Source organism: Shinella sp. AETb1-6, assembly GCF_009826875.1.
Taxonomy (GTDB): domain Bacteria; phylum Pseudomonadota; class Alphaproteobacteria; order Rhizobiales; family Rhizobiaceae; genus Shinella; species Shinella sumterensis.
Map to the genome: position 1 here is coordinate 95427 of NZ_WUMM01000013.1, position 26026 is coordinate 121452.

A 26026-nucleotide genomic window follows, 5' to 3' on the forward strand; every position below is an offset into this window, starting at 1 on the left:
CCCGCGGCAGGCTTTTGCCGCCGAAAAGCCCGGCAAGGCCGCCCGCGATCAAGCGAAATAAGTCGGCCGCACCCGATCGATTTCCTCGATCCGTGATCGCGGCGGTGATGCTTTGCCGTGGCTTGAGGTTCGTCACGCGCCCGGCCTCGCAAATCGGCAATGGTCCTGCGCCAGGCGCGCGATCTGCGAGGCGATCAGGTCGTCCCGGTAGATCGCCGCATATTGCAGCGGGCGCATCGCCATGCTCGTATGGACCACGCTGAGGCCGCCATAGGCCTGGAAGTATTCGCGCGGGAGATAGGCGATGCCCAGCCCCTCGCGCACCAGCTCCGCCAGCGCGATCATGCTGCTACAGGTGATGGTCTGGCGCGCCGTGTGACCGTGTTCGGCCAGCGTCTTCACAACGGTCTGATGCAGGAGCGAGCCTTCGTTGAAGGTCAGGAGCGGCAGGCCGGCAATGTCCTGCGGCGAGAGGATGCCCTGGCGCCCGAGCGCAAACCCCGAGCCGCACATCCAGGCGGATTCCAGCGGCTGCAAGGGCACGGAGGGCTGCCCGGCCAGCGCCTCGCTGTGTGTCATCGGGCACAATACGAGATCCAGCTTGTATTCGCTGAACTTCGCCTGAAGCTCATGCGTCATGTTGATGCTGGTCTTGAGATTGATGTTGGGAAAACGTGCGGTGATGGCCCCGATCAGCTTCGGCAGCCACGTCAGCGCCACCATTTCCGTTGCACCGAGATGGAAGTAGCCGGAATAACCCTCGTCACTGCTGGCATAGTGCTCGATCTTGTGATGCAGGCTGAGCATGGCCGAAAAATCGTCCAGCAGGCCGCGCCCCTGTACCGTGAGCTGGGACATCTTGTGAGACCGGTCGAAGACGGCAAAGCCGAGCGACTGCTCCAGCTCCTGGATGCGCTTGGATATCGTCGATTGGGTGGTGTTGAGCCGTTCGGCAGCCGCGTGAAAGCTTCCGAGCTTTTCCACCCAATGGGCCGCTTCAACCTGCTTTATGGTAACCATGATTATCTGCCAACGAAGTTGAGCCGGGCGCCGCCCTAGCTGTTCTGCATGCCCCAGCGACGCACGGTGACGGCCTCGATGCTGCGGAAGACCACGCCCTCCACGAGAAGACCGATGATGATGACCGTCAGCAGGCCGGCGAAGACATTCGCGGTCTCCAGCGCATTTCGGTTCTGGAAGATGTACCAGCCGAGGCCGGCAGAGCTTCCGGAGACACCGAAGACCAGCTCTGCCGCAATCAGCGTTCTCCAGGCGAAGGCCCAGCCGATCTTCAGGCCGGACAGGATCGAGGGGAAGGCGGCGGGAACGAGAATGCGCAGCACGAAACCGACACCCTTCAGCCCGTAATTGCGCCCCACCATGCGCTGCGTCTGGCTGACGGAGAGGAAGCCGGTCAACGTGTTGAGCGACACCGCCCACAGCACCGAATGCACGATGACGAAGACGAGGCTCGTGACACCCAGCCCGAACCACAGAAGGGCGAGCGGCAGGATGGCGATGGCCGGGAGCGGATTGAACATCGCGGTCATCGTGGCCAGCACATCGGTGCCGACGCGGGTGCTGATGGCAAGCGTCGTGATGAGCGCGGAAATGCCGATCGCGACCGCGTATCCAAGAAGCAGCACCTGCATCGTGCCGTAGACGGCGCGGATGAGCACGCCGGAGCGAACGCCCTCCCACCACGCAAGCGCGGTATTGCTGAAGGAAGGGAACATCAGCTCGTTGCTGGCATAACGGGCGTAAAGCTCCCAGGCGATGACGAGCACGAGGATGACGGCCAGGCGGCGCAGCCACGTCTTCTCGCTCAGGCGCTCGAAGAGGCCGAGCTTCTGCGTCACGTCGCCGATGGCATTTGCCGCGGCCAATGGACGATGAATGTCCGGGCGGAAGGCGACTTCTATCACCTGCTTTTGCGCCTGTGTCGAAACGTCAGCCATTTGCCACCTTCTGCTGACCGAACAGCATGCCGTTGATCTGCTTGTGGAACGAGACGAATTCGTCGCTTCCCGACTGATCGTGGGCAAAGCGCGTCGCATCGAGTTCCGCGATGATCTGGCCGGGATGCGGGGTCATCACCACGATCCGGCTTGCCAGCAGGATGGCCTCCTCGATCGAATGCGTGACGAAGATCATGGAGAAGCGGATCTCCGCCCACAAATCGAGAAGCTCCTCCTGCATGCGCCGGCGCGTCAGGGCGTCGAGTGCCGCGAACGGCTCGTCCATCAACAGGACGGCCGGCTCCATCGCCAGCGCCCTCGCGATCGCCACACGCTGCTTCATGCCGCCGGACAGCGTATGCGGATAGGCATCGACGAACTTGCCGAGACCGACCTTGGCGATTGCGGCGCGCGCGCGGTCTTCCCACTCGCCACGCGCGAAGCGACCGGCCGTGCGCATGGGGAAAACGACGTTCTGCAGCACGGTCTGCCAGGGCAGCAGCTGATCGAATTCCTGGAAGACGATCATCCTGTCCGGTCCGGGCCGGGCGATACGCTGTCCTTTCAGCCGGATCTCGCCCTCGACCGGCGACAGGAAGCCGCCGATGCTCTTCAGCAGCGTCGACTTGCCGCAACCCGAAGGGCCCAGAAGAACGAACCGGTCATGCTCGTACATATCGAACGACACACGATGCGTGGCCGTCACGATCTGCTGGCGCGTCGCATATTGCAGCGTCACGCCATCGACCGCGAGAAGCGGCTCGCTCGGACTGGTGTTCCGGCCATTGGTTTGTTGCATGCGGGCTGTCCTTCCTGCGCCACGGCCCCGCGGGAGCGGGGCCGCAACGACAATGCTCAGCGCATTGTCCGCGCTTAGCTCCCCTCGCCTTCGTTGATCGGTGCGAAGAAGACGTCCTGCCACTTGGCCGGCACGGTCTTGAGCTGGCCGAGCTTGCTGATGAAATTGGCGGTGTCGATCACGCCATTCGGCGTGGTCGTGTATTCATTCGCATTGTTGCGGATGATCTCGACCTTCTCGTCGTCGGCAAGCTTGGACGGCTCGGCCGCGAAGTAGATTTCCGCCGTCTTCTCGATGTTTGCCGGAATGAACGCGTTGGCTTCGCCGAGTGCCGCCAGGAATGCCTTGATGACGACCGGATTTTCCGAAACGAAGTTCGAAAGGCCGGCCGTTACCCCGTTGGTGAGGCCAGGCGGATTGTAGTCGGCGGATTTGCCGATGACATGGACGTTGGGCGCCTTGGCAAGGATTTCGGTAAAGGGCGAGAGCGCGAAATAGACCTGAACCGTGTTGCCGGTCGAAAGTGCGGCAACCGCGTCCGGATGGGGCAGCGTGACGAGCTGCTCGTCGAACTTGTTCGCATTGCCGGGTCCGAAGATCTTCTCCGCCGCACGGCGCAGGATCACGGCCTGCGAGCTCGTCGGGCCGGGTACGGCGATCTTGTCGGTCGGGCGAATATCGGCAATCGACTTGATGGCCGGATCGTTCGCATAGATCGTGTAGGAGCCCTTCCAGTAACCGCTGATGCCGCCCATCTTGTAGTTGTTGAGCGTCTTTTCCCAGCCGATCAACAGGGGCTGGATGCCGAGGGCCGCGATCTGCACGTTGCCGCTGAGGATCGCTTCGGTAATTGCAGTGGGACCGCCAAGACGGGTGATCTCGAAGTCCGATTTCACGCCGAGTTCTCCTGCATGCTTCTCGAACAGGCCGAGCTTTTCGGCGACGATGAAGTTGAGGTAGGGCAGGCCGTTCTGCACGCCGATCACCGTTTTCGCCGCCTGCTGGGCGCGGCTGATCGATGGCAGGGAAAGCGTTGCCGCGGCGCCGGCCAGAAGGCCCAGTCCTTGGCGTCTCGTGATAAGCATGCTCGACTCCTTGGCGCCCGTTTCGATCGAAACGGGTCGCTGTGACGTGACGGGAATGTGGTGAACCGTCTTTGCGGTTACGCGATCGATTCAGACGTCGATCGCCGTTTCTAGCGCGTCCTCATGTCCAACCCTGCCGGACATGGGTTCATGCGGCTCATCCCTCTCATTCGAGGGGCATTCGAATATTCGATTGCCTTGGAGAACTGCATGGAATTTCTTTCATCAGAGATCGTCTGGACAAACACTTGCACAGGATATCGACCGACAAAAGCGGAATTATTCCGATCAAAAACGATCGAAAAAACGACTTTAACTCCCGATCGTCGGCAGCGCGGAACAGCTTTTCATAGCCGAACGGCGCCTGCGAACGATATTGCCCGGAGGGCGGGCATCGGCGGGATCAAAATTTTCTATAAAAAGAGTCGATTACATCCCCGACCGGCACCGAACTGCTTGAATCAAACCACCATGCCGCGCGCCGTGACGGGCCAGGCCTCCGTCCGAAGCAAACCGTTGCCGATGACGGATACGGCATCGACCATGTTGGTCACAACGCATGCGTGATTTGGCACGATACGGATCTTGTCTCCGACGGAAAGGGCAATCGGCCCGTTGCTCATCAGGCGTCCGTGTTCTTCGGACAACTGGTCGATGGCGATATCGTCGCGACCCAGGACATGCCCGTAGCCCGTCAGCCCGAGAAGATCGGACGTCAGGACTTTCGATCCGGCGTCTATGATCGCCCGGTTCTCTGCGGGCACCGAGACAACGGTCGCCAAGACCGTGAGGGCGCAGTCCTCCCATCCGCAGGCGCCGCGGGATACGAGCGACCGGTCATTGTAGACATAGGTACCGGGCCGGTACTCCGTTGTCGTTGGCGCCTCGGCCGCGTGCATCATGGAGGGGGTGCCGCCGGACGTGATGACGGGAACCTTTATTCCCAGGGCCTCGATGTCCGCTTTGGCCACGCGCATGAACGCCTCGACCGCCGCTTCGCCCCCAGCCGGCGGATAGGTCATCAAGCCGCCGAAAACCAGGCCCGGCATCTTGTGGATATATGCCGCGAGAGACGTTGCCGCATCAGGGGTCAGCACACCGCACCGGTTGGCACCGGTGTCGCATTCCACCAGCACCGTGAGCGGTTGCGCTTCATCGCGGAACGCTGATGAAAGGCCGTCCACGATCGCCACGCTATCGGCCACGACCGAAAGCTTCACGCGTGTCGCCAACGCCTTGAGACGCTGAAGTTTCTCCGCGCCGACGATGTTGTAGGTGATGAGAACGTCAGCGATCGAGCGACTACCCGAAACCATCGCCTCGGCTTCGGAAACCTTCTGGCATGTGATCCCGATCGCACCCGCCGCTATCTGCAGATCCGCGATCGCAGGCAATTTGTGGGTCTTGATATGCGGCCGGACGTTCAAGGCGTGGCTGTCGGCATATTCCTGGAACCGACGGATATTGGCGACGGCCACATCGAGGTCGATCAACACGGCCGGCGTCTGTATCTCGGCAATATCAGCAGGCGAAAATGTCACAAGGACCTCCATGCGGGATAGACGGCGAGAGGGGTTCCTCCGCGTCTCCATAATTATCCGTGAACCACTATTGACAATCCATCGGCTAAGGGACTTCATATGTCAATCCGGTAATGCAGACATGTGTCCAATATACTGGATTTAAGAAGCACTCAGATATCAGGGGAACACGATGAACAATTTCTCACGCGCCGGTATGATTGCGATGGCCGCAGCCACATTCTTCGCCACTCCGGTGCTTGCTGACGGAAGCAAGCTCGATGAAGTGCTCGCACGCGGTCATCTCGTTCTGGGAACCGGCAGCACCAATGCGCCATGGCATTTCAAAAGTGCCGACGACAAGCTGCAGGGTTTCGACGTCGACATGGGACGCATCGTCGCCAAGGCGCTGTTCGGCGATCCCGACAAGATCGAATATGTGAACCAGTCGTCGGACGCACGCATTCCCAACATCACCACCGACAAGGTGGACCTGACATGCCAGTTCATGACGGTGACCGGCGAGCGTGCTCAGCAGATCGCGTTCACCATTCCCTACTATCGGGAAGGCGTCGGCCTGATGCTCAAGGCTGATGGCAAATATGCCGACTATGACGCGCTCAAGGCCGCGGGCTCGTCCGTCACCATCTCGGTGCTGCAGAATGTCTATGCAGAGGCCATGGTGCACGCCGCCCTGCCGGAAGCCAATGTCGATCAATACGAATCCGTCGACATGATCTATCAGGCGCTCGAATCCGGCCGTTCCGACGCCGCCGCGACCGACCAGTCGTCGCTCGCCTGGTACATGACCCAGAACCAGGGCCGCTACAAGGACGCCGGCTACGGCTGGAACCCGCAGACCTATGCCTGCGGCGTCAAGCGCGGCGACCAGGATTGGCTGAACTTCGTCAACACCGCGCTCCACGAAGCGATGACCGGTGTGGAATTCGACTTCTACGCCAATTCCTACAAGACCTGGTTCGGCAAGGAACTCACGCCGCCCCAGATCGGCTTCCCGGTCGAGTACAAGTAAGGCGAATACAAGTAAGCCGAAGCTTACATTCTTGGGACGGAGGACAGCTGTCCTTCGTCCTCCCAACCCTATGATGGCAGGATGACGCCATGGGCTATTCGCTCAATTTCGCCGCCGTCTGGCGCAGCTTCGACCAGCTTCTGGAAGGTCTGCTGCTCAGTCTCGGCCTGGCTTTCGTATCGATACTGATCGGCGCGCTTATCGGCTTGCTCCTCGCCTTCGCGCTGATCTCGAAGAGTGCCTGGACCAAGGCACCGGCCGCCGCCTATGTCACCGTTATCCGCAATCTGCCGATCCTGGTTCTCGTGCTGTTTGCCTATTTCGCGCTTCCGCAGCTCGGCGTCCGGCTCGGCAAGATCGAAAGCTTCGTGGCCGTGCTCGCCCTCTATTCCGGCGCTTACCTCGCCGAAGTGTTTCGCGCCGGCCTGCTTTCGATCCCACGTGGACTGACGGAAGCCGGCCTCGCCATCGGGCTGACGCCGATGCAGATCCGCAGCTCGATTATCGCGCCGCTGATGTTTCGAAACGTGCTTCCGTCCCTGTCGTCGACGATCATATCACTCTTCAAGGACACCTCGCTCGCAGCGGCAATCGCCGTACCGGAGCTCACCTTCGAGGCGCGCAAGATCAATGTCGAGACCTTCCGCGTCATCGAGACATGGATCGTCGCATCCGGGCTCTATGTCGCCACCTGCTCCGTTCTTGCCGCGCTGATGCGTGTCGCAGAGCGCCGGCTTTCCGTTCCGAGGTGATGCCATGACGGAACTCTCCACCTTTCTCGAGCAGGTCTGGCTTGCCCGCGTCGTCATCCTGAAGGGGCTCGGCGTCACCGTATCGATCTCGCTGCTGGCGATTGTCGCAGGCTCGATCCTCGGCGTTTTCGTCGGCCTGTCGCTGGTCTATGGCAACAAGCTTCTGCGCTTCGTCGTGCGTGCCTACACCGATTTCATCCGCGGCACGCCGGTGCTCGTGCTTGTTCTGGCCAGCTATTACGTGCTTTCCACCATCGGCATCGAGCTCGGCCCGTTCCAGGCGGGCGTGCTGGCACTGGCCATCTTCTGCTCTTCGCATGTGGGCGAGATCGTCCGCGGCGGACTGCAGGCCATCCCGCAAGGCCAGACGGAGGCTGCCAAAGCGATCGGTCTGACCTTCGTGCAGACATTCGCTTACGTGCTCTGGCCCCAGGCACTGCGCCAGTTCCTGCCCGCCTGGGTCAACACGGCCGCCGAGATGGTGAAGGCCTCGACGCTTCTGTCGGTCATCGGGGTCGCCGAACTTCTGCTTCGCACCCAGGAGATCATTTCCCGCAACTTCATGAGCCTGCAGTTCTATTTCTTCGCCGGGCTTCTCTATTTCGTCATCAACTACAGCATCGAGCGCTTCGGCAAATATGTCGAACGCAAGACCGCCGTTCCGTCCTGAGGCCGCATGTCATGAGCAAGGTACTTCTCGAAATCCAGGGCCTGCGAAAGCAATATGGCTCGCTTGAAGTCTTAAAGGGCGTCGATTGCACCATGCGGGAGGGCGAGGTGATCTCGATCATCGGCTCCTCCGGTTCCGGCAAGACGACGATGCTCCGCTGCATCAACATGCTGGAAGAGTTCCATGGAGGAAGCATCCGTCTGGCAGGCGAGGAGATCGGCTACGAGCAATCCGGCTCGGTCCGCCGGCGCAAGAGCGAAAAGGAAATCGCCCGCCAGCGTGCCATGACCGGCATGGCCTTCCAGCAGTTCAATCTCTTCCCGCATATGACCGCGCTTCAGAACGTCATGCTCGGCCTCGTGAAGGTCAAGAAAATGAGCCGCGACGAGGCCCGCGCTGTCGGTGAGACGTGGCTCGACCGCGTCGGGCTCGGCACGCGTGGCGGACATTACCCCGGCCAGCTTTCCGGCGGCCAGCAGCAGCGCGTGGCGATTGCACGAGCGATCGCCATGGCGCCGCAGCTGATGCTGTTCGACGAGGTGACCTCGGCGCTCGACCCCGAACTGGTGGGCGAGGTGCTGCAGGTCATCAAGGGCCTCGCCGCCGATGGCATGAGCATGTTGCTCGTCACCCACGAAATGCGATTTGCCTATGAGGTTTCCAACCGCGTGATCTTCATGAACCAGGGCGTCATCTGCGAGGAAGGCGACCCGAAGGACATGTTCATCAACCCCAGGACCGAGCGGTTGGCCGAATTCCTCAAGACTTCCAGCTTCAACTAAAACAAAAGAGAGATACGACATGACGATCAAACGGTACGGCGCAGGCGAAACCGGCGCTGGCGGACAACCCCTTCCATTCGCACGCGCCGTCGAAGCCGACGGCTGGCTCCATGTTTCCGGCCAGGTGCCTATGGAAAAGGGCGAGATCGTCCGCGGCGGCATCGTCGCCGAGACGCGCAAGGCAATCGAAAACCTGATCGCCATCCTGCACGAAGCAGGCTACGGCGTCGAAGACGTCGTCCGCGTCGGCGTCTGGCTCGACGATCCCCGGGACTTCTGGAGTTTCAACGGCGTCTATACGGAGTACTTCGGCGCAAACCCGCCGGCACGCGCTTGTGTTCAGTCGCGGATGATGGTCGATTGCAAGGTGGAAGTCGATTGCGTGGCCTACCGCGCCGATCGCAAGCAAAGATAAACTGGAGAACAGCATGACCGAGGCCGCAGGCGATAGCGTATCGCGACGCACCCGGGGACTGGACCGCGCCTTCGAGATCCTCGAATTTCTGCGCGTAAAACGCCAGCCCATGCGCCCGAACGAGATCGCTGCCGAGATCGGTGCGCCGCGCTCATCGGTTTATGAGCTCGTCAACCTGCTGCTCAGCCACGGCATGCTGGATTACCAGGGCGGCGACGGACGCGTTTTTCTCGGCCGCCGCCTCTACTTCCTCGGCACGGCCTATGCCGAACAGTTCGATCTCATGCGCGAGTGCGACCGCATGCTGGTTCGGCTTGCCGAGGAGACCCGCGAGACGGCGCAGATGTGCCTTCTCGAAGGCCGGAAATATACGGTCGCCATGATGCGAGAGGGCGTTCGTCCGTTTCGCATTTCCTCCAATGTCGGCGAACTCGTCTCCATCGCCTGGACGGCGTCCGGCCGCCTGCTGGTCTCCCATCTCACCGACCAGCAGATTATCGACCTTATCCCGCCGGAAGACTTCGTCCTTCCCAACGGCCGGCGCATGGACCCGTCTGAATTCATCTCGCAGGTCCGTCAGGCCGACCGGGACGGTTTCTTCACATTCAACAGCGAGGTTGAAAATTTTACGCACTGCTTTGCCGTCCCGGTACGCCAGGCCGACGGCGCCTGTATAGCCACACTGTGCCTCGTCACCCCGCGTGAGGACGGTCTGCGAAATCGGACGGGGTATCTCGAAAGTCTGCTCAGTGCCGCGAATGAAATCTCCGATAAGCTTGGATATCAGCAGATCAGGGACCGATCGACAGCCAGAAGCGGGTAACGTCCAGCCCCTGCCCCACTTCCAACCTCCGCAGATGAGAAGCAGCGCGATCCGCCCGTCCGACGGAACCGGCGGCAGCCTGTCGGCATTTCCCTGAAAAGGGAGACCGGATATGACAAAATCCAACGACAGCCGGACGGTCGCACCGATACCGCAGGTGGAGGATCCTCACCCAGGCGGCATTTCGGATGGCACACATCCGGCGGCGATGGAACACAAGCAGCCGAAGCCGGACAAAGGCAGGAAAGAGGCTGAGCGCGTTTCCGGCTCTGCCGACAAGCGCCCTCTTGAGCCGGGCCGGAAAGCGGTCAACGCCGAAGCGCCGAGACATCCCAACAAGGGCGCTTACGGCTCCTGAAGCAGATGGCGCGAATGCGGCTTGGTTTCGGCGGAATGGTGCGGTGGTTCGACCGTACGCTGTCTAGAATTTTACGCCGATCGCCAAGCCGGCATGGGTGATGCCATCGTTCGGCCCGTCGCAGAGGTTTGCATGCGAGGAGTGGTCCGCGGTGGCCATGACACTCACAGTATCCGTCACCTTCATACCGAAAGCGACATGCTCGCGGAAAAGGAAGCGACAACCGAGAAGCGGGCCCTCGCCGGAATCAAGATTGCCATTGTGAACCGTACCGCCAAAGCCGGCTTCAGCGAAGAACGTTTCCCCGAGGGGCAGATGCCAGTTCAGACCGGTGTAAACTTGATCGGTACCGGAAGACCCGCCGGAGACGCCGAGCTGAACCCGCGGCTCCAGAAGAACCTTCGCAACGCCACTATGCGTGCTTTCGAACGGTGCGAGGAACACTTCGGCGGAACCGACGAACCCCTTGTCTCCCGATGAATCGCTATCGAGAATCCCGCTTCCGCCGATTCTGAACTCGTCCAGCAACTCTCCCGCCTGAGCAGCCGCCGGCAAGAAAACCAGCGGAGCCACCGCGAGTGAAGCAATCAATCGTTTCATTGCGAGCGCCCCGAATCAACCGCTTCGACTATTACCCGGAATGCACCCGATGTCACCGTGTTAACCTTCGGGTTAATCGCCGGCGTTTTTGCTCGTCCCCGCCCCAAAATAACACGTGCCGCAAGCTCCATCTTGAAACCGCAAACGACCGAAAATAGATTCTGAATCGGCGCCATCGTGAGCGCCATCCTTGTTGATCACCAACGTTTTCAGTGAGGTAGAAATGAATGCCAAGGTTTTCGATCGGCCGGTATATCTCAAGAAAGGCAGAGATCTGATCGAAGAAATAACGTGCCTGGAAGATGCCATCGACTTTCTCGAAGCGTGGCCTCGAAATGATCGTGATATCGTTCACGACGCAACGCTCAAGACCTGCCACATGGCCTTCGATGGCCTCAAACCCGTCAAAGTCGGGCGTGATGCCATCCGCGCATTCGGCGACAAAAAGGGCATTCTGGTGAAATCGCCCGGTGTGCAGCCGTGGATGATCCGCTCGCGGTCCGGCGGCGGCCGCGTATCCGCTTGATGCGTCGATGATGATGGGGAGGCTACGATCGTGGCCTCTCCACGGCCGGCGGAACATTCGGCCGCCGGCAGGCCTTTCCCTCAGAAGGAGATCATCATGGCCATTGCACCAGTCGACCCGACCCCGAAGAACCCGCCCGGCATCGTTCCCGATCCGACCCCCGACCTGCCCGAGCCGCCGATCCAGGAACCGGACCCTGACGTGCTGCCTGACGAGTTGCCGAACCCGAACCCGGATGAGAACGGCGATTTGCCGAAGAGGCTGTAGATCGCCGGCATGTAAGAGATTCGCACAGACTGGAGAAACGCTCCGAAGCGCCGTAAGAGCGATACAAGTGACCGGGAATTTTTCAACTTTCCACCTTTGCAGGATTGATTGAAGACGTCCCGGTTATAGGTATTGTACGCGCGCGTTAAGGGAGGTCTGAATGTCTGACGGGTCAATGTTCCGGCCCGGATCCAACTGCTGGAGTATTGCGCGGGCAGACGATTTTTCGATTATCGTCGATGCCGACGATTATTTCGGTGCGATCCGCAATGTCATGCGAACCGCTCGGCATTCCATATTCCTTGTAGGATGGGACTTCGATGCAGGTACGGCGCTCGGTCGACCGGATGTCGATGACGGCGCGCCGCGCAAGGTTGGCGACTTCATTCTCTGGCTGGCACGCCAAAATCCCGATCTCGAGATCAGAATACTCCTGTGGAGCCCCGCACTCCTCGCAAGTTGGATGAGGCCGTCCAACCTGCCCTACCTCCTGCGATGGAAATGGCATCCGCGCATTTCCGTGAAACTGGACGGAAAACATCCCGTCGGGAGTTCCCACCATCAGAAGATGCTGGTCGTCGATGACGAAATAGCCTTCTGCGGGGGAATCGATGTCACGCTGGACCGTTGGGATACGCGCGACCATCTTGACGACAATCGGCTGCGGCGCCGGCCAAGCGGCGCGCCTTACGGACCGTGGCACGACGCCTCCAGCATGTTCACCGGCGAGGCGGCCCGTGCCCTGGCAGAACTTTGTCGCATGCGATGGCGGCGGGCCGGCGGCGATGAAGTGCCTCGGGCTCCGTCACGAGAAACCGTTATCGACAGGCCGAATGCGGGCTTCTCGTTCGGTTCGGTGAACCTGGCCGTTGCCCGCACAGAGCCCTTGCATCTCGACGAGAGCCGGGTCGTCGAAATCGAGAAACTCTATCTCGACATGATCGCCGCCGCCCGCACATTGATCTACGCGGAAAGCCAGTATTTCGCGTCGCGGGCGGTGGCCCAGGCAATCGCCCACCGGCTGGCCGAGCCTGATGGCCCGGAGGTCGTGCTCATCAATCCCATCGCCTCCGACAACTGGCTTGGCGCGCTCGCGATGGACACCGCCAGAGCACGCTTACGGGAATCGCTGAGACGGCACGATCCGCACAACCGGTTCCGGATGTATCACCCGGTAACCGTGCGCAAGCAGCCGATTTACGTGCATTCGAAGCTGATGATCGTGGACGACGCGATTGTGCGTGTCGGCTCCTCGAACATGAACAACCGGTCCATGCGCTTCGACCGGGAATGTGATGTCGCATTCGAAGCCGGCGGCTCTGAAGAGAAGCGTCATCGGATTGCGGCGTTCAGAAACGACCTGCTCGCCGAACATCTCGGCGTGTCCGTTCACACCGTGGAGCAGGAAGCGGCGCGGTCCGGATCCCTGATCGCTGCGATTGAAACGCTCCGCACATCGCAGCCGGGACGCACCCTGATCCCTTACCAGACGCCCGATGTTTCGGATCTCGAGAAGTGGCTCGCCGATAATGAAATCTTCGATCCGGAAGGACCCGAGGAGATGTTCGAAACGATAGCACGCCGTGGCTTGTTTCGAGGCGGGCTGCACTTGCCGCGTCGGTGGCGAAAGCGCGAAGGCTGAGCCGGTGTCCTTAGCGCGCGGGCGCTCACGTCCCGAATATCTCCCGCGGAGCTATAATCTTTCGCTGAGATGGTCGCGAACCGCCGCCAGCTGGCGCATACATATATGCCATCGGTCGCTTGTTATTGGAGCGAACCCTTACGCAAATTGCTCTCGACGAACTTTGCGACGAAGGCCGCCGCGGCTTTGTTGTCCTTGAGGACGGCAACGGTCTGGGGAATTTCGGAAAACGCATCAGGCAGTGTGCGAAATGCGGGATCCCCGAGCGCCGTGGGTTCGAGGGACTGCCTCAGCCCGGCAGCAGCATCGCTTCCGCCGGCCCTCAGCATCTCCACAGCCGCCGATGGGGTTTCGACATAAACGATCGTCGCGTGTTTTACCTGACGTTCGATCTCTTTGGTGTAGGCGGCGCCACGAGCGGCCGCTATGCGACGGCCTGAAACATCCATGTCCGCCACGCATTTGGCATCGGACATCTCGGGCACCAGGTAGGTTGCCGTTACAAACGTGTAGGGCGGGGAAAACGCGAAGCGATCCGTCCGCGATGGATCTGCCGCAATAAGGGCGATATCCCATTCGTTCCGCTCCGCCGACGCCAGAATTGCTGCCGCCGACGGATATTTCACGATGGAAAGCGGGCAGCCGACTTCGTCTGCCAAAGCGCTTGCCAAATCGACGCTCGGTCCGGTCGGCACCCCTGTGCGTTCATCGATACGGACAAGGGCGGCATTGCTGCCGTTTACCGCCGCGCGGAGCGTGCCGATCGGTGCCAGTTCGGCGAGAACGCTGTCCGGGATCGCCATCAAGCCCGCCCCGCAAACCTGCCCGCCAAGGCTTCCGCACCGCGCGCCAGCACGGCGACATCGACGCCAACCGCCGTGAAAAGCGTTCCCAGCTCCATGCACCGCGCTGCGAATTTCTCATCCGGCGTGAGTATTCCGGCCGGCTTTCCGAGCCTTTTGAGCAGCCCGATGGCCTTCTCAATGGCCTCCACCACTTCCGGGTGGCCGGGCTGTCCGGGATAACCGAAGCTCGCGGCAAGATCCGCCGGGCCGATGAAGACGCCATCCACGCCATCGACCGACGCGATGGCTTCGATATGCGCCATCGCGTCGCGTGTTTCGACCTGGACGAGAACGCAGAGCTCCTGCGCTGCCTGCTGCGCATAATTCTTCACCCTGCCGAAGCGCGTGGCCCGCGTCAGCGCCGAAACGCCCCTGATACCTTCGGGCGGGTAGCGGGTCGCCTCGACGGCGGCCTTGGCTTCAGCTGCGTTCTGGACATAGGGAATGAGCAGCGTCTGCACGCCGATATCCAGAAAGCGCTTGATGAGGACCGGATCATTGATCGCTGGCCGCACGACGGGCGCGACATCATAGGCGGCAACGGCCTGCAACTGCGGCAACACCGTCAGCACGTCGCTCGGGGAATGCTCCGTGTCGAACAGCAGCCAGTCGAACCCTGCCGGCGCGACGATTTCAGCCGCATAGCTTCCCGGAAGTCCGCACCAGAGGCCGAGCTGGCTTTGGCCTGCCTGCAGCTTCGCTTTGAATTTATTGACGGGAAGATCCATCTGCCACCTCACAGAAACGAAACGCCGATAGACCCGACCGGACCGTAGTCGGCCTGGATAACGTCACCCGCGGCGATATCGACGGGGCGCGTGAACGAGCCAGCCAGCACGATCTGCCCCTTCTTCAGGCCGCCGCCAACGGCATGCAGCTTGTTGACGAGCCAGGCGATGCCGGCTGCGGGATGGCCCATGATCGCCGCCGACACACCCGACTCCTCGATAATGCCGTTCTTCGACAGCGTCGCGCCGACCCAGCGGATATCGATATCCATGGGTCGAATGACGCGTCCTCCGACCACGATGGCGCCGAAGGCTGCGTTGTCGGCGATCGTATCGGTGATCGCCCGCGGCACTTCCGTGCGATAGTCGATGATCTCGAGTGCCGGCACGACGAATTCCGTCGCGCGCATCACGTCGTAGATCCGGGTGCCCGGCCCTGAGAGGTCCTCGCCCATGATAAACGCGAGCTCGACTTCAAGCCGCGGCTTGATGAACAGATCCGCCTTGATCTGCGCGCCGTCGTTATAGAGCGCGTCGTCCAGAATGACGCCGTAGTCCGGCTCCGTCATCTTGGATGCCATCTGCATGGCGCGGGAGGTGAGGCCGATCTTGTGGCCGACGACCCGGGCGCCGCGGGAAATGCGCGACTGCGCCCAAAGCGCCTGAATACGATAGGCGTCCTCGAGGTCGAGATCGGGATAGGTCTTGCTGGGCTGCACGATCGGCTTTCGCTCGGTCTCCGCCTTCAATATGGCGTCTGCCGCCGCCTGACGTTGCTCTTCGGTGATCATGAACTGGCTCCGGGCGTTCGTTACTTGATGGGCGGGCGCGGCAGGACCGCCTCGCCCGGCTCCATGACATAGGTGTAGTCGAGCGAGTACCATTCGCCCTCGATGTCGCGGTCCGTCGGATGCGGTTCGTCATGACGGACGAAGTCCCCTGTGAGCGCGGCGGTCACGCCGAACTGCACATCCGATGCGATATGCGGGTCGCTGGGATCGAAGACCTGCGAGATGAGCGTCTTGTAGCCCTGCCTGAAGATCAGGGCGTGCAGGTGTGCCGGCCGATACGGATGACGGCCCTGCGCCTTGAGCATTCGACCGACGACACCATCGACGGGAATGGGATAGCCCACCATCTTCACGGTGCGGAACCAGAAGCGCCCGTCCGCATCGGTCAGGAACTTGCCGCGCAAGTTCATCTCCGCCTGGTCGGGATCCTGGTTTTCGTAAAGACCGACAGGCGATGCGTGCCACACATCCACTTCGGCGCCGACGATCGGCTTGCCCTCCCGGTCGACGACGCGGGCATGCACGAAAAGCGGCGTACCGGGCGTATCGGAACGAATGATCGTTCCGCCGTTTTCGACCCGTGGAGAATTCAGGCGCCAGAACGGACCAAGAAGCGACTGGGACGTCTCTGTCTGCCCCTTGTCACCATTGTTGAGCAGGCAGACGAGCGAGGAAACGCCCAGCGAGCCCGACATCAGCACGAACTCGTTGTGACTGTCGGTCTGAAGCTGCCCGATCTCGTTCAGGATGGCGGTGGCGTCGCGAAACTCCGCCTCCGTCAGACGCACTTCGCGCACGAAGGCATGAAGATGCTTCACGAGGGCCACGAGGATTTCGCGCGTCCTTGGGTCGGACGTCTGCTGCATCGCCGCCACCACGGCGGGCGTTACGTCGCTTTCAGTTTTAATGACCATATGCCACCTCCCGATAGCGGACCGATACAGCGATAATCGATTATTTGTCAAGCGATGGAGGGCGACATGGCCGTTCTCAATCCGCGACCGAACAAAGGCGATTCAGCACATCACTGATTTAATTATCTTTCTATAAGTTTCTTCACGGGCATCCGCCGAAGGCGCACAACAATTTTCCTGACGGTTGACAAGAATAATCGTTTATCCTATCCATCATCGACGACGGACGATTTCCGTTCGGGAGGATCGAATGAAGCAGCAGGTCGGCGCAATAAGCCCAGCCGAGATCGGCAGTTTTTCCGACGACGGGAAAAACACGATCGGCAGCCAGCTTGCGTCCCGGCTGCGGGAAGCCATCATTTCCGGCAGCCTGGAAGCCGGCAGCAAGATCAATCTCGACAAGGAACGGCAGGCGTTCAATGTCAGCCTGAGCCCGTTGCGCGAAGGATTGGCGCGCCTGATCTCGGACGGCCTGGTCGAGTTCGAGGACAATCGCGGCTATCGGGTTTCCCCCGTCTCGCTGGCGAACCTTGAGGAAATCACAGTGCTTCGCGAGGAGTTCGAGGTTTTCGCGCTCAAGGAATCCATTCGGGTCGGCGACGTGGAATGGGAGGGCAACGTCATGCGCGCCCTTCATAAGCTGAACCGCGCCGAGCGCGATGCGAGCAAGCCGGAAACACTGGAACACTGGGAAGCGGTCCACCGCGACTTCCACCTCACCCTGATTTCAGGCTGCGGCAAACCCCTTCTTCTGCATTTCTGCAAGACGCTGCTCAATCTCAACGATCGCTACCGCCGGACATTTCTCAAGCAGACGTCCGGCGACCGGAACGTGAGCCAGGAGCATAGCGAAATCGCACAGGGCGCGGTCGCCCGCGACAGCGATTATGCCGCCGACAAGCTGCGCCAGCATATCCATCGCACGGGGACCAATCTCCTGGCCCACCTGGCCCGCACCGGAGCGGTACGATGACGGACGTCCGGCAGATGCAGGAAAGCCCGATCGGCGTCGCACATTTCTCCGCGATCCAGTTGCCGCCGCACGAATTCGTCCGGCAGGCGGCGGCGGCCGGGTTCAGCGCCGTCGGGCTTCGGCTTCATCCCGCTTTCGCCGGCGCGCCCTACTACGAACTGCCGCAGGGCAGCCGGGCCGCATCGGAGTTCCGCACCCTGCTCGACAGTGAAGGCATGAGGGTTTTCGATATCGAGTTCTTCATTGTCGGCCCGGATTTCAACCCGACCGCCATCGAACATATCGTTGCGGCCGCATCGGATATCGGCGCCAGAAGGCTATCGACCTGCGGCGACGATACGGATCGCAGCCGGCTCGTCGACAATTTCAATGCGTTCTGCCAGCTCGCCGGGCGGTACGGCATGGCTGTCGACATCGAAAACATGGGCTGGCGCGCGGTCAGCAGCTACAAGGACAGTGCCGCACTCGTCCATGCCTGCGGGCAGGACAATGCCGGCGCCCTGGTGGATGCCATACACTTCTTTCGCAACGGCGGAAGCGTCGATGAGATCGATGTCGATATCGTGCGGCACGTTCAGCTTTGCGATGTGGCCGGACCGCCGCCGGAGGGCGCCGAAGGCATGATAAACGAGGCGCGGGCAGGACGGTTGGCGCCGGGCGATGGAATACTTGCGCTCAAAGACCTGGTTGCGAAGCTTTCCGGCAAGGCCGCGATTTCGGTCGAAGTGCCGCTGGTGGGTGACACACCGGCGTCGGCGCATCTGCGAAATCTCAATCTGAAAGCACGCGAAATTCTACGAGCAGAAACTTAGACATTCTGGATCTGGCGCGGTGGAGGCTGCGCCCGGAGGAGGAAGACCCTTTCATGAATTACCAGTTCGACTTCGGCGTGGTCTTCGAGCGCGCCCCCGAATTGCTGTGGGCTACGCTCGGAACGTTCGGGCTCGCCTTCGCCGGCATGGCGCTCGCGCTGGTGATCGGCGTGGTGGGTGTCATCGGCCGGACATCGCCGAACAAGATCGTGCGTGCGCCCGTCATCGCGTTCGTCGAGATCGTGCGCAACACGCCCTTTCTCGTGCAGATCTTCTACATCTATTTCGCTTTGCCGCTGATGGGCATCCGCCTCAATCCGACGACGACCGCCATCATCGCGCTTGGCATCAATGGCGGCGCCTACGCGATCGAAATCATCCGCGGCGGTGTCGAAAGCATCAGCAAAGGCCAGGTCGAGGCCGGTTACGCCCTGGGCCTCCACAAGGCCGACGTCTTCCGGCTCATCGTTCTGAAGCCGGCCCTGCGCGCGATCTATCCGTCTCTGACCAGCCAGTTCATCATGCTGACGCTGACGACCTCCGTCTGCACGTCGATCGCGGCCTATGAGCTGACATCGGCGGCACAGAGGATCGAATCCGACACCTTCAGAAGCTTCGAAGTCTATTTCATCGTGACCGGGATCTACCTCGTCATTTCCACCGTGATGATGGGCATCTTCGCTCTCATTTCCCGCCGCTACTTCAGCTACCCGACACGATAGAGGTTTGGCCATGGGACCTATCGGAGCAAACGAATTCCTGTTCATCCTGCACGGCCTGAAATGGACGGCCCTGCTTGCGATCATCGGCTTCATCGGTGGTGGCGTGTTCGGGATCCTGATTGCGCTCACGCGCGTCTCCAAGAGCCCTGCGGCGCGCGCCACCGCCGCAGCCTATATCGGGCTCTTCCAGGGCACACCGCTGCTGATGCAGCTGTTCGTCGTCTATTACGGCGTCGCCCTGCTCGGCATCAATGTGAGCGCCTGGCTCGCCGTCGCGATCGCCTTCACGCTGCATGCCAGTGCATTCCTCGGTGAAATCTGGCGCGGCTCCATCCAGGCTGTGCCGAAGGGACAGACGGAAGCCGCCAACGCGCTCGGGCTTCATTACGTGTCGCGCATGAAGGACGTCATCCTGCCGCAGGCCCTGAAGATTTCCATGCCGGCAACCATCGGCTTCCTGGTGCAGCTGATCAAGGGCACGTCGCTTGCGGCAATCGTCGGCTTCATCGAACTTGCCCGCGCCGGGCAGATCATCTCGAACCAGACGTACCGCCCCCTGCTCGTCTTCGGCATCGTCGGCGCGATCTACTTCATCATTTGCTGGCCGCTCTCCCATTTCGGAACGGCTCTCGAAAAACGGATGGCCAAGGCCGCCCGCTGACCCTTCAAACGACAATTCAAAGAGGAGGAAATAACATGAAATACAATCGCAGAACATTCATGGGCGTGGTGCTCGCAACGACGGCCTTGGTCCTGGGCGGCACGACCGCCGCATCTGCGGCCAGCCTTGAAGAGGTGAAGGCCAAGGGCACGATCGTCGTCGGCATCCAGGGCGACAACGCACCCTGGGGCTTCGTGAACTCGAGCGGCACCCAGGACGGCTTCGATGCCGACGTGGCGACGCTCTTTGCCAAGGAGATCGGTGTCCAGGTCCAGTTCCAGCCGCTCGCCGTGGCGAACCGTATCCCCGCCCTGACGACCGGCAAAGTTGATATCCTCTTCGCCACGATGGCGATGACGGAAGAGCGCGCCAAGTCGATCCAGTACAGCAAGCCGTATGCCGCCAACACGATCGCACTCTATGCCGCCAAGGCGGACAAGGTTGCGACCGTCGAAGACGTGGCAGGCTGGGAAATCGGCGTGCCGAAGTCGAGCTCGCAGGACAAGGCCGTCACCGATGCCGTCGGCTCAACGGCCACGGTCCGTCGCTTCGACGATGATGCGGCCACCATCCAGGCGCTGATTTCAGGCCAGGTAAAGGCCGTCGGCGGCAACCAGTTCTATGGCCAGCGGCTCGAGGCTGCGGCGGCCGGCACCTACGAGCGCAAGATCGATTTCCTGACGACCTATAACGGCGTCGGAACGCGACTGGGCGAAAAGGACTGGAACGACGCCGTCAACGCCTTCATCGACAAGATCAAGGCGAACGGCGAACTGGCCGCCATCACCAAGAAATGGATGGGGATCGACCTTCCGCAATTCCCGGAATCCATTCCCAACATCCCCTTCACCGTGAACTGACCTATCAAGGAGGGCGTCGTGACAGCTTCCGACAACACTCAATCGATGCTGATTTCGCTTGAAAAAGTGGAAAAGTGGTACGGCGCCTTTCATGCTCTGAAGGACATCAATCTGACGGTCCGCAAAGGCGAGAAGATCGTTCTTTGCGGGCCGTCCGGCTCCGGAAAATCGACGTTGATCCGCTGTATCAATGTGCTGGAAACCATCGAAAGCGGGCAGATAACGGTCGCAGGCCGGGTGCTCGACGGCAGCGGCAAGGCTGTGGATGCCATCCGCCGGGAAGTCGGCATGGTCTTCCAGAACTTCAATCTCTTTCCGCACATGACCGTGCTGCAGAATTGCGCGCTGGCGCCCATGCGGGTGCGCGGAATGGGTCGCGCGGAGGCCGAAGCGCTGGCGCGGAAGTATCTCGAGCGCGTCCGCATCCTCGACCAGGCGGACAAATATCCGGCGCAGCTTTCGGGTGGCCAGCAGCAGCGCGTCGCTATTGCGCGCGCGCTTTGCCTTGAACCGAAAATCATGCTGTTCGACGAGCCGACATCGGCGCTTGATCCGGAAATGGTCAAGGAAGTCCTCGACACGATGATTTCACTGGCGCGCGACGGCATGACGATGATCTGCGTCACGCACGAGATGGGCTTCGCGCGCCAGGTTGCCGACCGCGTCATCTTCATGGCTTCCGGCGAGATTATCGAGGAAGCGGAACCGGACATCTTTTTCACGTCGCCGAAGCACGAGCGCACCAAGACCTTCCTTGGTGAAATTCTCGCGCATCACTGAACATAGACAAGGACTTGAAGCATGAGCGACAGGCGTTACCTGGTCGGCCTCATCGGCGCGGATATTCAGATGTCGAAGTCGCCGGCCCTTCACGAGGCCGAAGGCCGGCATCAGGGCCTTGACTATCACTACGAACTGCTCGACCTGACGGAGCGCGGCCTGCCGGCATCTGCCCTTCCCGCTCTTCTCGACGAGGAAGAGCAAAGAGGCTTTGCCGGCAGCAACATTACCCATCCCTGCAAGCAGACGGTGATCCCTTATCTCACACGGCTGTCAGACGACGCCGAAATGCTCGGCGCCGTGAACACGATCGTGTTCCAGAACGGCGAGCGGGTCGGTCACAACACCGACTGGTATGGCTTCTACAAGAATTTCGAGCGCGGCCTGCCGGACGTCGCCAAATCTCATGCCGTTCTGCTCGGCGCAGGCGGCGCCGGCGTTGCAGTGGCCCATGCGGCGATCAAGCTCGGAATAGAGCGCCTGGCGATCTTCGACCAGGACAGCGACCGCGCCGCACGCCTGGCTTCCCAGTTGAACGACCGGTTCGGCCGGGCATGTGCGGAGGCGACGACCGATGTCGGCGCCGCGTTGCGTGCCGCAGACGGGCTGATCCACGCCACGCCGACCGGAATGAAGAGCCATCCCGGCCTGCCGATCGAACCGCAGTGGCTGGAGCAACGTCACTGGGTGGCCGACATTGTTTACATGCCGCTGGAAACCGAGCTCCTTGCCCTGGCGAAGGGCAAGGGCTGCCGCACCCTGCCCGGCAGTGGCATGACAGTCTTTCAGGCAGCGGCCGCGTTCCAGCTTTTCACGGGCATCGCCCCCGATACGGAACGCATGTCGCGCCATTTCGACGACCTGACCACGCGTTGAAAGGCCGAAATCGATGCCTCACATTGTGATCGAATACAGCCGGGGCGCCGGTGAACGCGTGCCGATCGAAGCCTTGACCACGGCGGTGCACCGCTGCATTCGCGATGGCGGTGTCGTAAAGCCGAAAGCCGTCCGCACGTTCGCCCGCGAGGCGACGTTTTCCTGCGTCGCGGATGAGCATCCCCAGAACCATTTCATCCAGATCATCATTCGCATGGCGCCCGGCCGCTCGCTGGAAACCAAGCAGCAGCTTGTGCGGGCCACGTTGCAGGCGGCCCGTGTCGTCGCCGCACCAGCACTCAGCGAGGGCCGTCTCGGCCTTCGCGTCGACCTTTATGAATCCGATCCCGCACTCGCGGTTCAGGAAAGCACGCTTGACTGAACTGCCGGCTTTCAGAATGAGAGGAGAACCTCGTGAGCCTGATCTATGTCCTGAACGGTCCCAACCTCAACCTGCTCGGCAAACGCCAGCCCCATATCTACGGTCATGAAACGCTTGCCGACGTCGAGGCGGACTGCCGCAAGCTGGCAACCGAGCTCGGTCACGACATCCGCTTCCATCAAAGCAACCGCGAATACGAGATCATCGACTGGATCCATGAAGCGCGCGAGGACGGCGCCGGCATCGTCATCAATCCGGCTGCGTTCACCCATACGTCGCTCGCCATTCTCGATGCCTTGAACACGTTCGAAGGCCCGGTCATCGAAATTCACATCTCCAACGTCCACAAGCGCGAAAGCTTCCGGCATCATTCCTTCGTTTCCCATCGGGCCGATGGGGTCATCTGCGGGCTCGGCACCGAAGGCTACCAGCTCGGCCTGCGCCGGGTCGCGACGTTGATCAAGTCCGCAGAGAAGAAATGAGCCCGCAATGACTGCCCCTGTGAAACTGGCCGTGCTCGGAGCCGGCCTCATCGGAAAGCGGCACATCGAGCATGTGACGCGCGAACCGGATGCGGTGCTCAGCGCCGTGGTGGATCCCACGCCTGCCGGCGAGGCGATAGCCAGGGAAGCCGGCGTGCAGTGGTTCGCCAGCTTTGCCGACATGATCGCCGTGGATCGACCTGACGGCATCATCGTCGCGACCCCCAACCAGATCCATGTGAAGAACGGTCTCGAAGCCATCGAGGCCGGCATTCCGGCGCTGATCGAAAAACCGATCGCCGACGACATCGCGTCCGGAGAGCGGATGATCGCGGCAGCGCAGGCGAAAGGGGTGCCGATCCTCACCGGCCACCATCGCCGGCACAATCCGATGATGCGCAAAGCCAAGGACATCATCGATAGCGGCCGGCTTGGACGGGTGCTTGTCGTCAATGCGATGTTCTGGCTTTTCAAGCCGGACGACTATTTCGATATTGACTGGCGCCGCCAGGCAGGCGCGGGACCGGTTTTCCTCAACCTCATTCATGACATCGACAATCTTCGGTATCTGTTCGGCAATATCACCGCCGTGCAGGCACGGGAATCCAATGCGGTTCGTGGAAACGCGGTCGAGGAGACGGCCGTGATCCTCATCGAATTCGAGAACGGCGTTCTCGCAACCGCATCCGTTTCCGACGCCGTCGTGGCGCCCTGGAGCTGGGAGATGACGACAGGGGAAAACCCGGTTTATCCGAAAGCGGACGAGGCCTGCTACGTCATCGGCGGCACGCACGGTTCCCTTGTCATCCCATCGCTTGACGTCTGGCGCAATCCCGCCAAGCGCAGCTGGTGGGAGCCCTTCGAGAAGGAACGGGTGGAATACGAGCCGCAGGATCCGCTCGTCCTGCAGATCAGGCAGTTCTGCAAGGTCATCAGGGGTGAGGAACAGCCGCTCGTCAGTGGCCTTGAGGGCCTGCAAACGCTGAAGGTGATCGATGCCGTGAAAAGATCGGCGAAGTCCGCAGAGCGTGTTCTGGTGAGTTGACCCCAAATCCATCCAAGGAGGAAAGACCGTGCAACCTTCCGGCAGGACAATCGATACAGAAGCCATCCTGGAAGATCTTCCGGAAATCAGGGACATCGTATCTGACGATCTAAGGGATGCGCAACTACGAGAACAAGATCGAACTCACCAGCCTCTATATCGGTGCCTGTACGCGGCTGGGTGAAAAGGGGATCAACGCTTCGGTCAACGCGTTTCTCGATACCGTCAAGGCGAACGGCAAACTGGCCGATCTCTACAGGAAATGGATGCTGCAGGACCTTCCGACATTCCCGGATTCCGTCCCGGACGTCCCGTTCACGGTGGAATGAGGCAGGCTCCCCGCTGTAGCAGTTCAACGATCGCCGGCGGCGGAACCACCATATCCGCTCGCACCGCATGGAATCCGCTTCTCCGCAAAGAGGTTTGTAGTGCTGCACATCCCCGCAAGAACTGAAAGCCCCGGCCAAGACCGGGGCTTTTGCTTACCGGCTGGCAATTGCCACCAGGGCAACGAGCACAGCGGCGCCGGCAATATTCCACCATCGCGTCGTGTCCTGACGACGGCGGGCGCGGACACGCTGGCGCATATCGGCGACTTCAGCGCGCATCGCTGCCAGGATGTCGAGATCGGCCTGCGTGTCGCGCGGCCTTGCGGCAGGTCGTATCACCCGCTCGTCGATTTCCTCGAGATATTCACGCCATTGCGCATCGCTTTCAAAGCCGTGTTTGCGGATATCCGTCATCTCAACCTCCCTTAGATCATGATCTCGCCGCCCGTGACGGGGATCACCGCCCCCGTCATGTAGCTGCCGAGATCCGAGGCGAGCAGGACATAGGCGCCAGCGAGTTCGGCCGGCTGCCCGGCGCGCCCGAGCAGCGCCTGCCTGCCGAAGTCCTTCGTCTTGTCAGGCGGCATGGTGGAGGGAATGAGCGGCGTCCAGATGGGACCCGGGGCGACCGCGTTCACGCGAATGCCCTTGTCGGCAACCATCTCCGCGAGGCCGGCGGTGAAATTCGAGATCGCGCCCTTCGTCGACGCATAGGCCAGCAGATGCGGCGAGGGCTGGCGGGACTGGATCGAGGTGGTGTTGATGATCGCGCTGCCCCGCTTCATGTGCGGGATCGCAGCCCGCGCCAGGAAAAACGGCGCGTAGATATTGGTTCGGAAGGTCTGGTCCCACTCCTCGGTGCTGATATCGGCGATATCGCCATAGGTGCGCTGGAAGGCGGCATTGTTGACGAGAACGTCGATCCGGCCGAAATTTTCAAGGCATTGGCGGACGAGATGCTGGCAGTGCTCCTCGCGTGTGATGTCGCCCGGCAGAACCACGACCTTGCGGCCGGCGGCCTCGACGAGGCGCGCGGTGTCGTTCGCGTCCTGATCCTCGCTCAGGTAGGAAATCACGATGTCAGCGCCTTCTCGCGCAAAGGCGATGGCGACCGCGCGGCCGATACCGGAATCACCACCAGTGATAAGCGCAACCTTCCCTTCGAGGCGGCCGGCCCCGACATAACTGTCTTCGCCATGGTCGGGCGGCGGGTTCATCGCGTTCGTCAGGCCGGGAGGGTTCTGCTGCTGTTCCGGCTGGGGCGGAACAGGACGACGCACGTTGTTCTCAGACATCTCGGTCTCCGTGTGAGTGGGTTCGATCACCCAACTCGGCGTCCGCCGCGATGTTCCCTGCTGGACAGCCGCAGGCAATCCGAGCCGCCGCCGGCTCCAGCCTCGTTATCGTCCGCCAATTTATCGAAGGCTGCGGGAACATATTCGCCCGCTCCATGTTGGAGACTTGCTTCGAGCATAGCCTGGAGCGGTCCCTGGAACTGCAGGCGCGATACATGTCGCGCCTGCAGTTTCCGTTTATGCGGTCCGACGCCTCAAGCGACAACATCTTCATACAAGAGGCGGGGGGGTTGTGGGGGGC

33 protein-coding genes are annotated in these 26026 nt (G+C 61.2%); 21 read left to right on the forward strand and 12 right to left on the reverse strand.

The annotated features are described in order from the left end of the window. Positions 1-132 precede the first annotated feature (132 nt). From GR158_RS20450 to GR158_RS20470, 5 genes are all read right to left on the reverse strand, one after another. Positions 133-1020, reverse strand: a complete 888-nt coding sequence (locus tag GR158_RS20450; protein ID WP_134650337.1) for a LysR family transcriptional regulator — start codon at positions 1018-1020, stop codon at positions 133-135. A gap of 35 nt (positions 1021-1055) precedes the next feature. Beyond that, the gene (locus tag GR158_RS20455; protein ID WP_134650338.1) at positions 1056-1958 is read right to left on the reverse strand and encodes an ABC transporter permease; all 903 of its coding nucleotides are present in this window, start codon (positions 1956-1958) and stop codon (positions 1056-1058) included. Further along, positions 1951-2757 carry an ABC transporter ATP-binding protein gene (locus GR158_RS20460; RefSeq protein ID WP_134650339.1) on the reverse strand — a complete coding sequence of 269 codons (807 nt, stop codon included), beginning with the start codon at positions 2755-2757 and terminating at the stop codon, positions 1951-1953. The genes GR158_RS20455 and GR158_RS20460 overlap by 8 nt, the downstream gene beginning before the upstream one ends. Positions 2758-2831: 74 nt before the next feature. Continuing rightward, positions 2832-3842 (reverse strand): ABC transporter substrate-binding protein, encoded by a 1011-nt coding sequence (locus tag GR158_RS20465; RefSeq protein ID WP_160872382.1) that lies wholly within the window; start codon positions 3840-3842, stop codon positions 2832-2834. A gap of 461 nt (positions 3843-4303) precedes the next feature. Next, positions 4304-5395: a D-TA family PLP-dependent enzyme gene (locus GR158_RS20470; protein WP_160872401.1), complete on the reverse strand. Its 1092-nt coding sequence runs from the start codon at positions 5393-5395 to the stop codon at positions 4304-4306. Positions 5396-5555: 160 nt separating this feature from the next. Here GR158_RS20470 and GR158_RS20475 point away from each other — a divergent pair, with 160 nt between their 5' ends. The 7 genes from GR158_RS20475 to GR158_RS20505 all read left to right on the forward strand — a co-directional run bounded on the left by GR158_RS20475 (position 5556) and on the right by GR158_RS20505 (position 10195). Then, complete coding sequence (locus GR158_RS20475) at positions 5556-6395, forward strand: transporter substrate-binding domain-containing protein (protein WP_134650342.1); 840 nt, start codon at positions 5556-5558, stop codon at positions 6393-6395. An 89-nt stretch (positions 6396-6484) separates the two neighbouring features. After that, positions 6485-7147, forward strand: coding sequence for an amino acid ABC transporter permease (locus tag GR158_RS20480; protein ID WP_134650343.1), 663 nt, complete (start codon positions 6485-6487; stop codon positions 7145-7147). Positions 7148-7151: 4 nt separating this feature from the next. After that, positions 7152-7817, forward strand: a complete 666-nt coding sequence (locus GR158_RS20485; protein ID WP_134650344.1) for an amino acid ABC transporter permease — start codon at positions 7152-7154, stop codon at positions 7815-7817. 11 nt (positions 7818-7828) lie between these two features. Further along, positions 7829-8599 (forward strand): amino acid ABC transporter ATP-binding protein, encoded by a 771-nt coding sequence (locus GR158_RS20490; protein ID WP_160872383.1) that lies wholly within the window; start codon positions 7829-7831, stop codon positions 8597-8599. A 19-nt stretch (positions 8600-8618) separates the two neighbouring features. Further along, positions 8619-9014: a RidA family protein gene (locus GR158_RS20495; RefSeq protein WP_134650346.1), complete on the forward strand. Its 396-nt coding sequence runs from the start codon at positions 8619-8621 to the stop codon at positions 9012-9014. Between the two features lie 13 nt (positions 9015-9027). Next, complete coding sequence (locus tag GR158_RS20500; RefSeq protein ID WP_134650347.1) at positions 9028-9837, forward strand: IclR family transcriptional regulator; 810 nt, start codon at positions 9028-9030, stop codon at positions 9835-9837. 112 nt (positions 9838-9949) lie between these two features. Next, positions 9950-10195 carry a hypothetical protein gene (locus GR158_RS20505; protein WP_160872384.1) on the forward strand — a complete coding sequence of 82 codons (246 nt, stop codon included), beginning with the start codon at positions 9950-9952 and terminating at the stop codon, positions 10193-10195. A 63-nt stretch (positions 10196-10258) separates the two neighbouring features. Here the strand turns inward: GR158_RS20505 and GR158_RS20510 are convergent, their stop codons facing one another. After that, complete coding sequence (locus GR158_RS20510) at positions 10259-10795, reverse strand: acyloxyacyl hydrolase (RefSeq protein ID WP_134650348.1); 537 nt, start codon at positions 10793-10795, stop codon at positions 10259-10261. A 223-nt stretch (positions 10796-11018) separates the two neighbouring features. On the opposite strand from GR158_RS20510, the gene GR158_RS20515 reads away from it, so the two are divergent. From GR158_RS20515 to GR158_RS20520, 3 genes are all read left to right on the forward strand, one after another. Further along, positions 11019-11321, forward strand: a complete 303-nt coding sequence (locus GR158_RS20515; protein ID WP_134650413.1) for a DUF982 domain-containing protein — start codon at positions 11019-11021, stop codon at positions 11319-11321. A 96-nt stretch (positions 11322-11417) separates the two neighbouring features. Beyond that, positions 11418-11588 carry a hypothetical protein gene (locus tag GR158_RS25205; RefSeq protein WP_202402375.1) on the forward strand — a complete coding sequence of 57 codons (171 nt, stop codon included), beginning with the start codon at positions 11418-11420 and terminating at the stop codon, positions 11586-11588. Positions 11589-11748: 160 nt separating this feature from the next. Beyond that, complete coding sequence (locus GR158_RS20520; RefSeq protein ID WP_160872385.1) at positions 11749-13230, forward strand: phospholipase D-like domain-containing protein; 1482 nt, start codon at positions 11749-11751, stop codon at positions 13228-13230. A 122-nt stretch (positions 13231-13352) separates the two neighbouring features. Here the strand turns inward: GR158_RS20520 and GR158_RS20525 are convergent, their stop codons facing one another. Genes GR158_RS20525 through GR158_RS20540 form a run of 4 tightly spaced genes read right to left on the reverse strand, consistent with a single transcriptional unit; the run spans position 13353 to position 16508 of the window. After that, on the reverse strand, positions 13353-14033 hold the full coding sequence (locus GR158_RS20525) for a transporter substrate-binding domain-containing protein (RefSeq protein WP_160872386.1): 681 nt from the start codon (positions 14031-14033) through the stop codon (positions 13353-13355). Then, entirely contained in the window at positions 14033-14803 is a 771-nt protein-coding gene (gene hpaI, locus GR158_RS20530) for a 4-hydroxy-2-oxoheptanedioate aldolase (RefSeq protein ID WP_134650351.1), read from the reverse strand. Before hpaI ends, GR158_RS20525 begins: the two co-directional genes overlap by 1 nt. 8 nt (positions 14804-14811) lie before the next feature. Beyond that, positions 14812-15594 carry a 2-oxo-hept-4-ene-1,7-dioate hydratase gene (gene hpaH / locus GR158_RS20535; protein WP_134650352.1) on the reverse strand — a complete coding sequence of 261 codons (783 nt, stop codon included), beginning with the start codon at positions 15592-15594 and terminating at the stop codon, positions 14812-14814. Positions 15595-15614: 20 nt separating this feature from the next. After that, positions 15615-16508, reverse strand: a complete 894-nt coding sequence (locus GR158_RS20540; protein ID WP_134650353.1) for an intradiol ring-cleavage dioxygenase — start codon at positions 16506-16508, stop codon at positions 15615-15617. 250 nt (positions 16509-16758) lie between these two features. On the opposite strand from GR158_RS20540, the gene GR158_RS20545 reads away from it, so the two are divergent. From GR158_RS20545 to GR158_RS20595, 11 genes are all read left to right on the forward strand, one after another. Next, positions 16759-17481: a GntR family transcriptional regulator gene (locus GR158_RS20545; RefSeq protein WP_160872387.1), complete on the forward strand. Its 723-nt coding sequence runs from the start codon at positions 16759-16761 to the stop codon at positions 17479-17481. Beyond that, a complete protein-coding gene (locus GR158_RS20550) occupies positions 17478-18293 on the forward strand; it encodes a sugar phosphate isomerase/epimerase (protein WP_160872388.1) in 816 nt (271 codons plus the stop codon). Before GR158_RS20545 ends, GR158_RS20550 begins: the two co-directional genes overlap by 4 nt. Positions 18294-18346: 53 nt before the next feature. Then, positions 18347-19015: an amino acid ABC transporter permease gene (locus GR158_RS20555; RefSeq protein WP_134650356.1), complete on the forward strand. Its 669-nt coding sequence runs from the start codon at positions 18347-18349 to the stop codon at positions 19013-19015. Positions 19016-19025: 10 nt separating this feature from the next. Further along, positions 19026-19676 (forward strand): amino acid ABC transporter permease, encoded by a 651-nt coding sequence (locus GR158_RS20560; RefSeq protein WP_134650357.1) that lies wholly within the window; start codon positions 19026-19028, stop codon positions 19674-19676. 35 nt (positions 19677-19711) lie between these two features. Continuing rightward, on the forward strand, positions 19712-20536 hold the full coding sequence (locus GR158_RS20565) for a transporter substrate-binding domain-containing protein (RefSeq protein WP_160872389.1): 825 nt from the start codon (positions 19712-19714) through the stop codon (positions 20534-20536). Between the two features lie 45 nt (positions 20537-20581). Then, entirely contained in the window at positions 20582-21316 is a 735-nt protein-coding gene (locus GR158_RS20570) for an amino acid ABC transporter ATP-binding protein (protein ID WP_160872402.1), read from the forward strand. Positions 21317-21337: 21 nt separating this feature from the next. Then, entirely contained in the window at positions 21338-22192 is an 855-nt protein-coding gene (locus tag GR158_RS20575) for a shikimate dehydrogenase (protein WP_160872390.1), read from the forward strand. 13 nt (positions 22193-22205) lie between these two features. Continuing rightward, complete coding sequence (locus GR158_RS20580) at positions 22206-22574, forward strand: 5-carboxymethyl-2-hydroxymuconate Delta-isomerase (protein WP_160872391.1); 369 nt, start codon at positions 22206-22208, stop codon at positions 22572-22574. Between the two features lie 32 nt (positions 22575-22606). Further along, positions 22607-23056 (forward strand): type II 3-dehydroquinate dehydratase, encoded by a 450-nt coding sequence (aroQ, locus tag GR158_RS20585; protein ID WP_134650361.1) that lies wholly within the window; start codon positions 22607-22609, stop codon positions 23054-23056. A gap of 7 nt (positions 23057-23063) precedes the next feature. Then, positions 23064-24101, forward strand: coding sequence for a Gfo/Idh/MocA family protein (locus GR158_RS20590; RefSeq protein ID WP_160872392.1), 1038 nt, complete (start codon positions 23064-23066; stop codon positions 24099-24101). Positions 24102-24217: 116 nt separating this feature from the next. Continuing rightward, positions 24218-24430, forward strand: coding sequence for a hypothetical protein (locus tag GR158_RS20595; protein WP_160872393.1), 213 nt, complete (start codon positions 24218-24220; stop codon positions 24428-24430). Positions 24431-24583: 153 nt separating this feature from the next. Here GR158_RS20595 and GR158_RS20600 read toward each other — a convergent pair whose 3' ends face one another. Beyond that, positions 24584-24844 carry a hypothetical protein gene (locus tag GR158_RS20600; protein ID WP_160872394.1) on the reverse strand — a complete coding sequence of 87 codons (261 nt, stop codon included), beginning with the start codon at positions 24842-24844 and terminating at the stop codon, positions 24584-24586. An 11-nt stretch (positions 24845-24855) separates the two neighbouring features. Further along, positions 24856-25725 (reverse strand): SDR family oxidoreductase, encoded by an 870-nt coding sequence (locus tag GR158_RS20605; protein ID WP_246665730.1) that lies wholly within the window; start codon positions 25723-25725, stop codon positions 24856-24858. Positions 25726-26026: the final 301 nt, after the last annotated feature.

What these genes read in the sequence shown, in the direction of transcription:
- GR158_RS20450 (WP_134650337.1), bottom strand. Translation starts at nt 1,020, where the DNA reads ATGGTTACCATAAAGCAGGTTGAAGCGGCCCATTGGGTGGAAAAGCTC.
- GR158_RS20455 (WP_134650338.1), bottom strand. Translation starts at nt 1,958, where the DNA reads ATGGCTGACGTTTCGACACAGGCGCAAAAGCAGGTGATAGAAGTCGCC.
- GR158_RS20460 (WP_134650339.1), bottom strand. Translation starts at nt 2,757, where the DNA reads ATGCAACAAACCAATGGCCGGAACACCAGTCCGAGCGAGCCGCTTCTC.
- GR158_RS20465 (WP_160872382.1), bottom strand. Translation starts at nt 3,842, where the DNA reads ATGCTTATCACGAGACGCCAAGGACTGGGCCTTCTGGCCGGCGCCGCG.
- GR158_RS20470 (WP_160872401.1), bottom strand. Translation starts at nt 5,395, where the DNA reads ATGGAGGTCCTTGTGACATTTTCGCCTGCTGATATTGCCGAGATACAG.
- GR158_RS20475 (WP_134650342.1), top strand. Translation starts at nt 5,556, where the DNA reads ATGAACAATTTCTCACGCGCCGGTATGATTGCGATGGCCGCAGCCACA.
- GR158_RS20480 (WP_134650343.1), top strand. Translation starts at nt 6,485, where the DNA reads ATGGGCTATTCGCTCAATTTCGCCGCCGTCTGGCGCAGCTTCGACCAG.
- GR158_RS20485 (WP_134650344.1), top strand. Translation starts at nt 7,152, where the DNA reads ATGACGGAACTCTCCACCTTTCTCGAGCAGGTCTGGCTTGCCCGCGTC.
- GR158_RS20490 (WP_160872383.1), top strand. Translation starts at nt 7,829, where the DNA reads ATGAGCAAGGTACTTCTCGAAATCCAGGGCCTGCGAAAGCAATATGGC.
- GR158_RS20495 (WP_134650346.1), top strand. Translation starts at nt 8,619, where the DNA reads ATGACGATCAAACGGTACGGCGCAGGCGAAACCGGCGCTGGCGGACAA.
- GR158_RS20500 (WP_134650347.1), top strand. Translation starts at nt 9,028, where the DNA reads ATGACCGAGGCCGCAGGCGATAGCGTATCGCGACGCACCCGGGGACTG.
- GR158_RS20505 (WP_160872384.1), top strand. Translation starts at nt 9,950, where the DNA reads ATGACAAAATCCAACGACAGCCGGACGGTCGCACCGATACCGCAGGTG.
- GR158_RS20510 (WP_134650348.1), bottom strand. Translation starts at nt 10,795, where the DNA reads ATGAAACGATTGATTGCTTCACTCGCGGTGGCTCCGCTGGTTTTCTTG.
- GR158_RS20515 (WP_134650413.1), top strand. Translation starts at nt 11,019, where the DNA reads ATGAATGCCAAGGTTTTCGATCGGCCGGTATATCTCAAGAAAGGCAGA.
- GR158_RS25205 (WP_202402375.1), top strand. Translation starts at nt 11,418, where the DNA reads ATGGCCATTGCACCAGTCGACCCGACCCCGAAGAACCCGCCCGGCATC.
- GR158_RS20520 (WP_160872385.1), top strand. Translation starts at nt 11,749, where the DNA reads ATGTCTGACGGGTCAATGTTCCGGCCCGGATCCAACTGCTGGAGTATT.
- GR158_RS20525 (WP_160872386.1), bottom strand. Translation starts at nt 14,033, where the DNA reads ATGGCGATCCCGGACAGCGTTCTCGCCGAACTGGCACCGATCGGCACG.
- hpaI (WP_134650351.1), bottom strand. Translation starts at nt 14,803, where the DNA reads ATGGATCTTCCCGTCAATAAATTCAAAGCGAAGCTGCAGGCAGGCCAA.
- hpaH (WP_134650352.1), bottom strand. Translation starts at nt 15,594, where the DNA reads ATGATCACCGAAGAGCAACGTCAGGCGGCGGCAGACGCCATATTGAAG.
- GR158_RS20540 (WP_134650353.1), bottom strand. Translation starts at nt 16,508, where the DNA reads ATGGTCATTAAAACTGAAAGCGACGTAACGCCCGCCGTGGTGGCGGCG.
- GR158_RS20545 (WP_160872387.1), top strand. Translation starts at nt 16,759, where the DNA reads ATGAAGCAGCAGGTCGGCGCAATAAGCCCAGCCGAGATCGGCAGTTTT.
- GR158_RS20550 (WP_160872388.1), top strand. Translation starts at nt 17,478, where the DNA reads ATGACGGACGTCCGGCAGATGCAGGAAAGCCCGATCGGCGTCGCACAT.
- GR158_RS20555 (WP_134650356.1), top strand. Translation starts at nt 18,347, where the DNA reads ATGAATTACCAGTTCGACTTCGGCGTGGTCTTCGAGCGCGCCCCCGAA.
- GR158_RS20560 (WP_134650357.1), top strand. Translation starts at nt 19,026, where the DNA reads ATGGGACCTATCGGAGCAAACGAATTCCTGTTCATCCTGCACGGCCTG.
- GR158_RS20565 (WP_160872389.1), top strand. Translation starts at nt 19,712, where the DNA reads ATGAAATACAATCGCAGAACATTCATGGGCGTGGTGCTCGCAACGACG.
- GR158_RS20570 (WP_160872402.1), top strand. Translation starts at nt 20,582, where the DNA reads ATGCTGATTTCGCTTGAAAAAGTGGAAAAGTGGTACGGCGCCTTTCAT.
- GR158_RS20575 (WP_160872390.1), top strand. Translation starts at nt 21,338, where the DNA reads ATGAGCGACAGGCGTTACCTGGTCGGCCTCATCGGCGCGGATATTCAG.
- GR158_RS20580 (WP_160872391.1), top strand. Translation starts at nt 22,206, where the DNA reads ATGCCTCACATTGTGATCGAATACAGCCGGGGCGCCGGTGAACGCGTG.
- GR158_RS20590 (WP_160872392.1), top strand. Translation starts at nt 23,064, where the DNA reads ATGACTGCCCCTGTGAAACTGGCCGTGCTCGGAGCCGGCCTCATCGGA.
- GR158_RS20595 (WP_160872393.1), top strand. Translation starts at nt 24,218, where the DNA reads ATGCGCAACTACGAGAACAAGATCGAACTCACCAGCCTCTATATCGGT.
- GR158_RS20600 (WP_160872394.1), bottom strand. Translation starts at nt 24,844, where the DNA reads ATGACGGATATCCGCAAACACGGCTTTGAAAGCGATGCGCAATGGCGT.
- GR158_RS20605 (WP_246665730.1), bottom strand. Translation starts at nt 25,725, where the DNA reads ATGTCTGAGAACAACGTGCGTCGTCCTGTTCCGCCCCAGCCGGAACAG.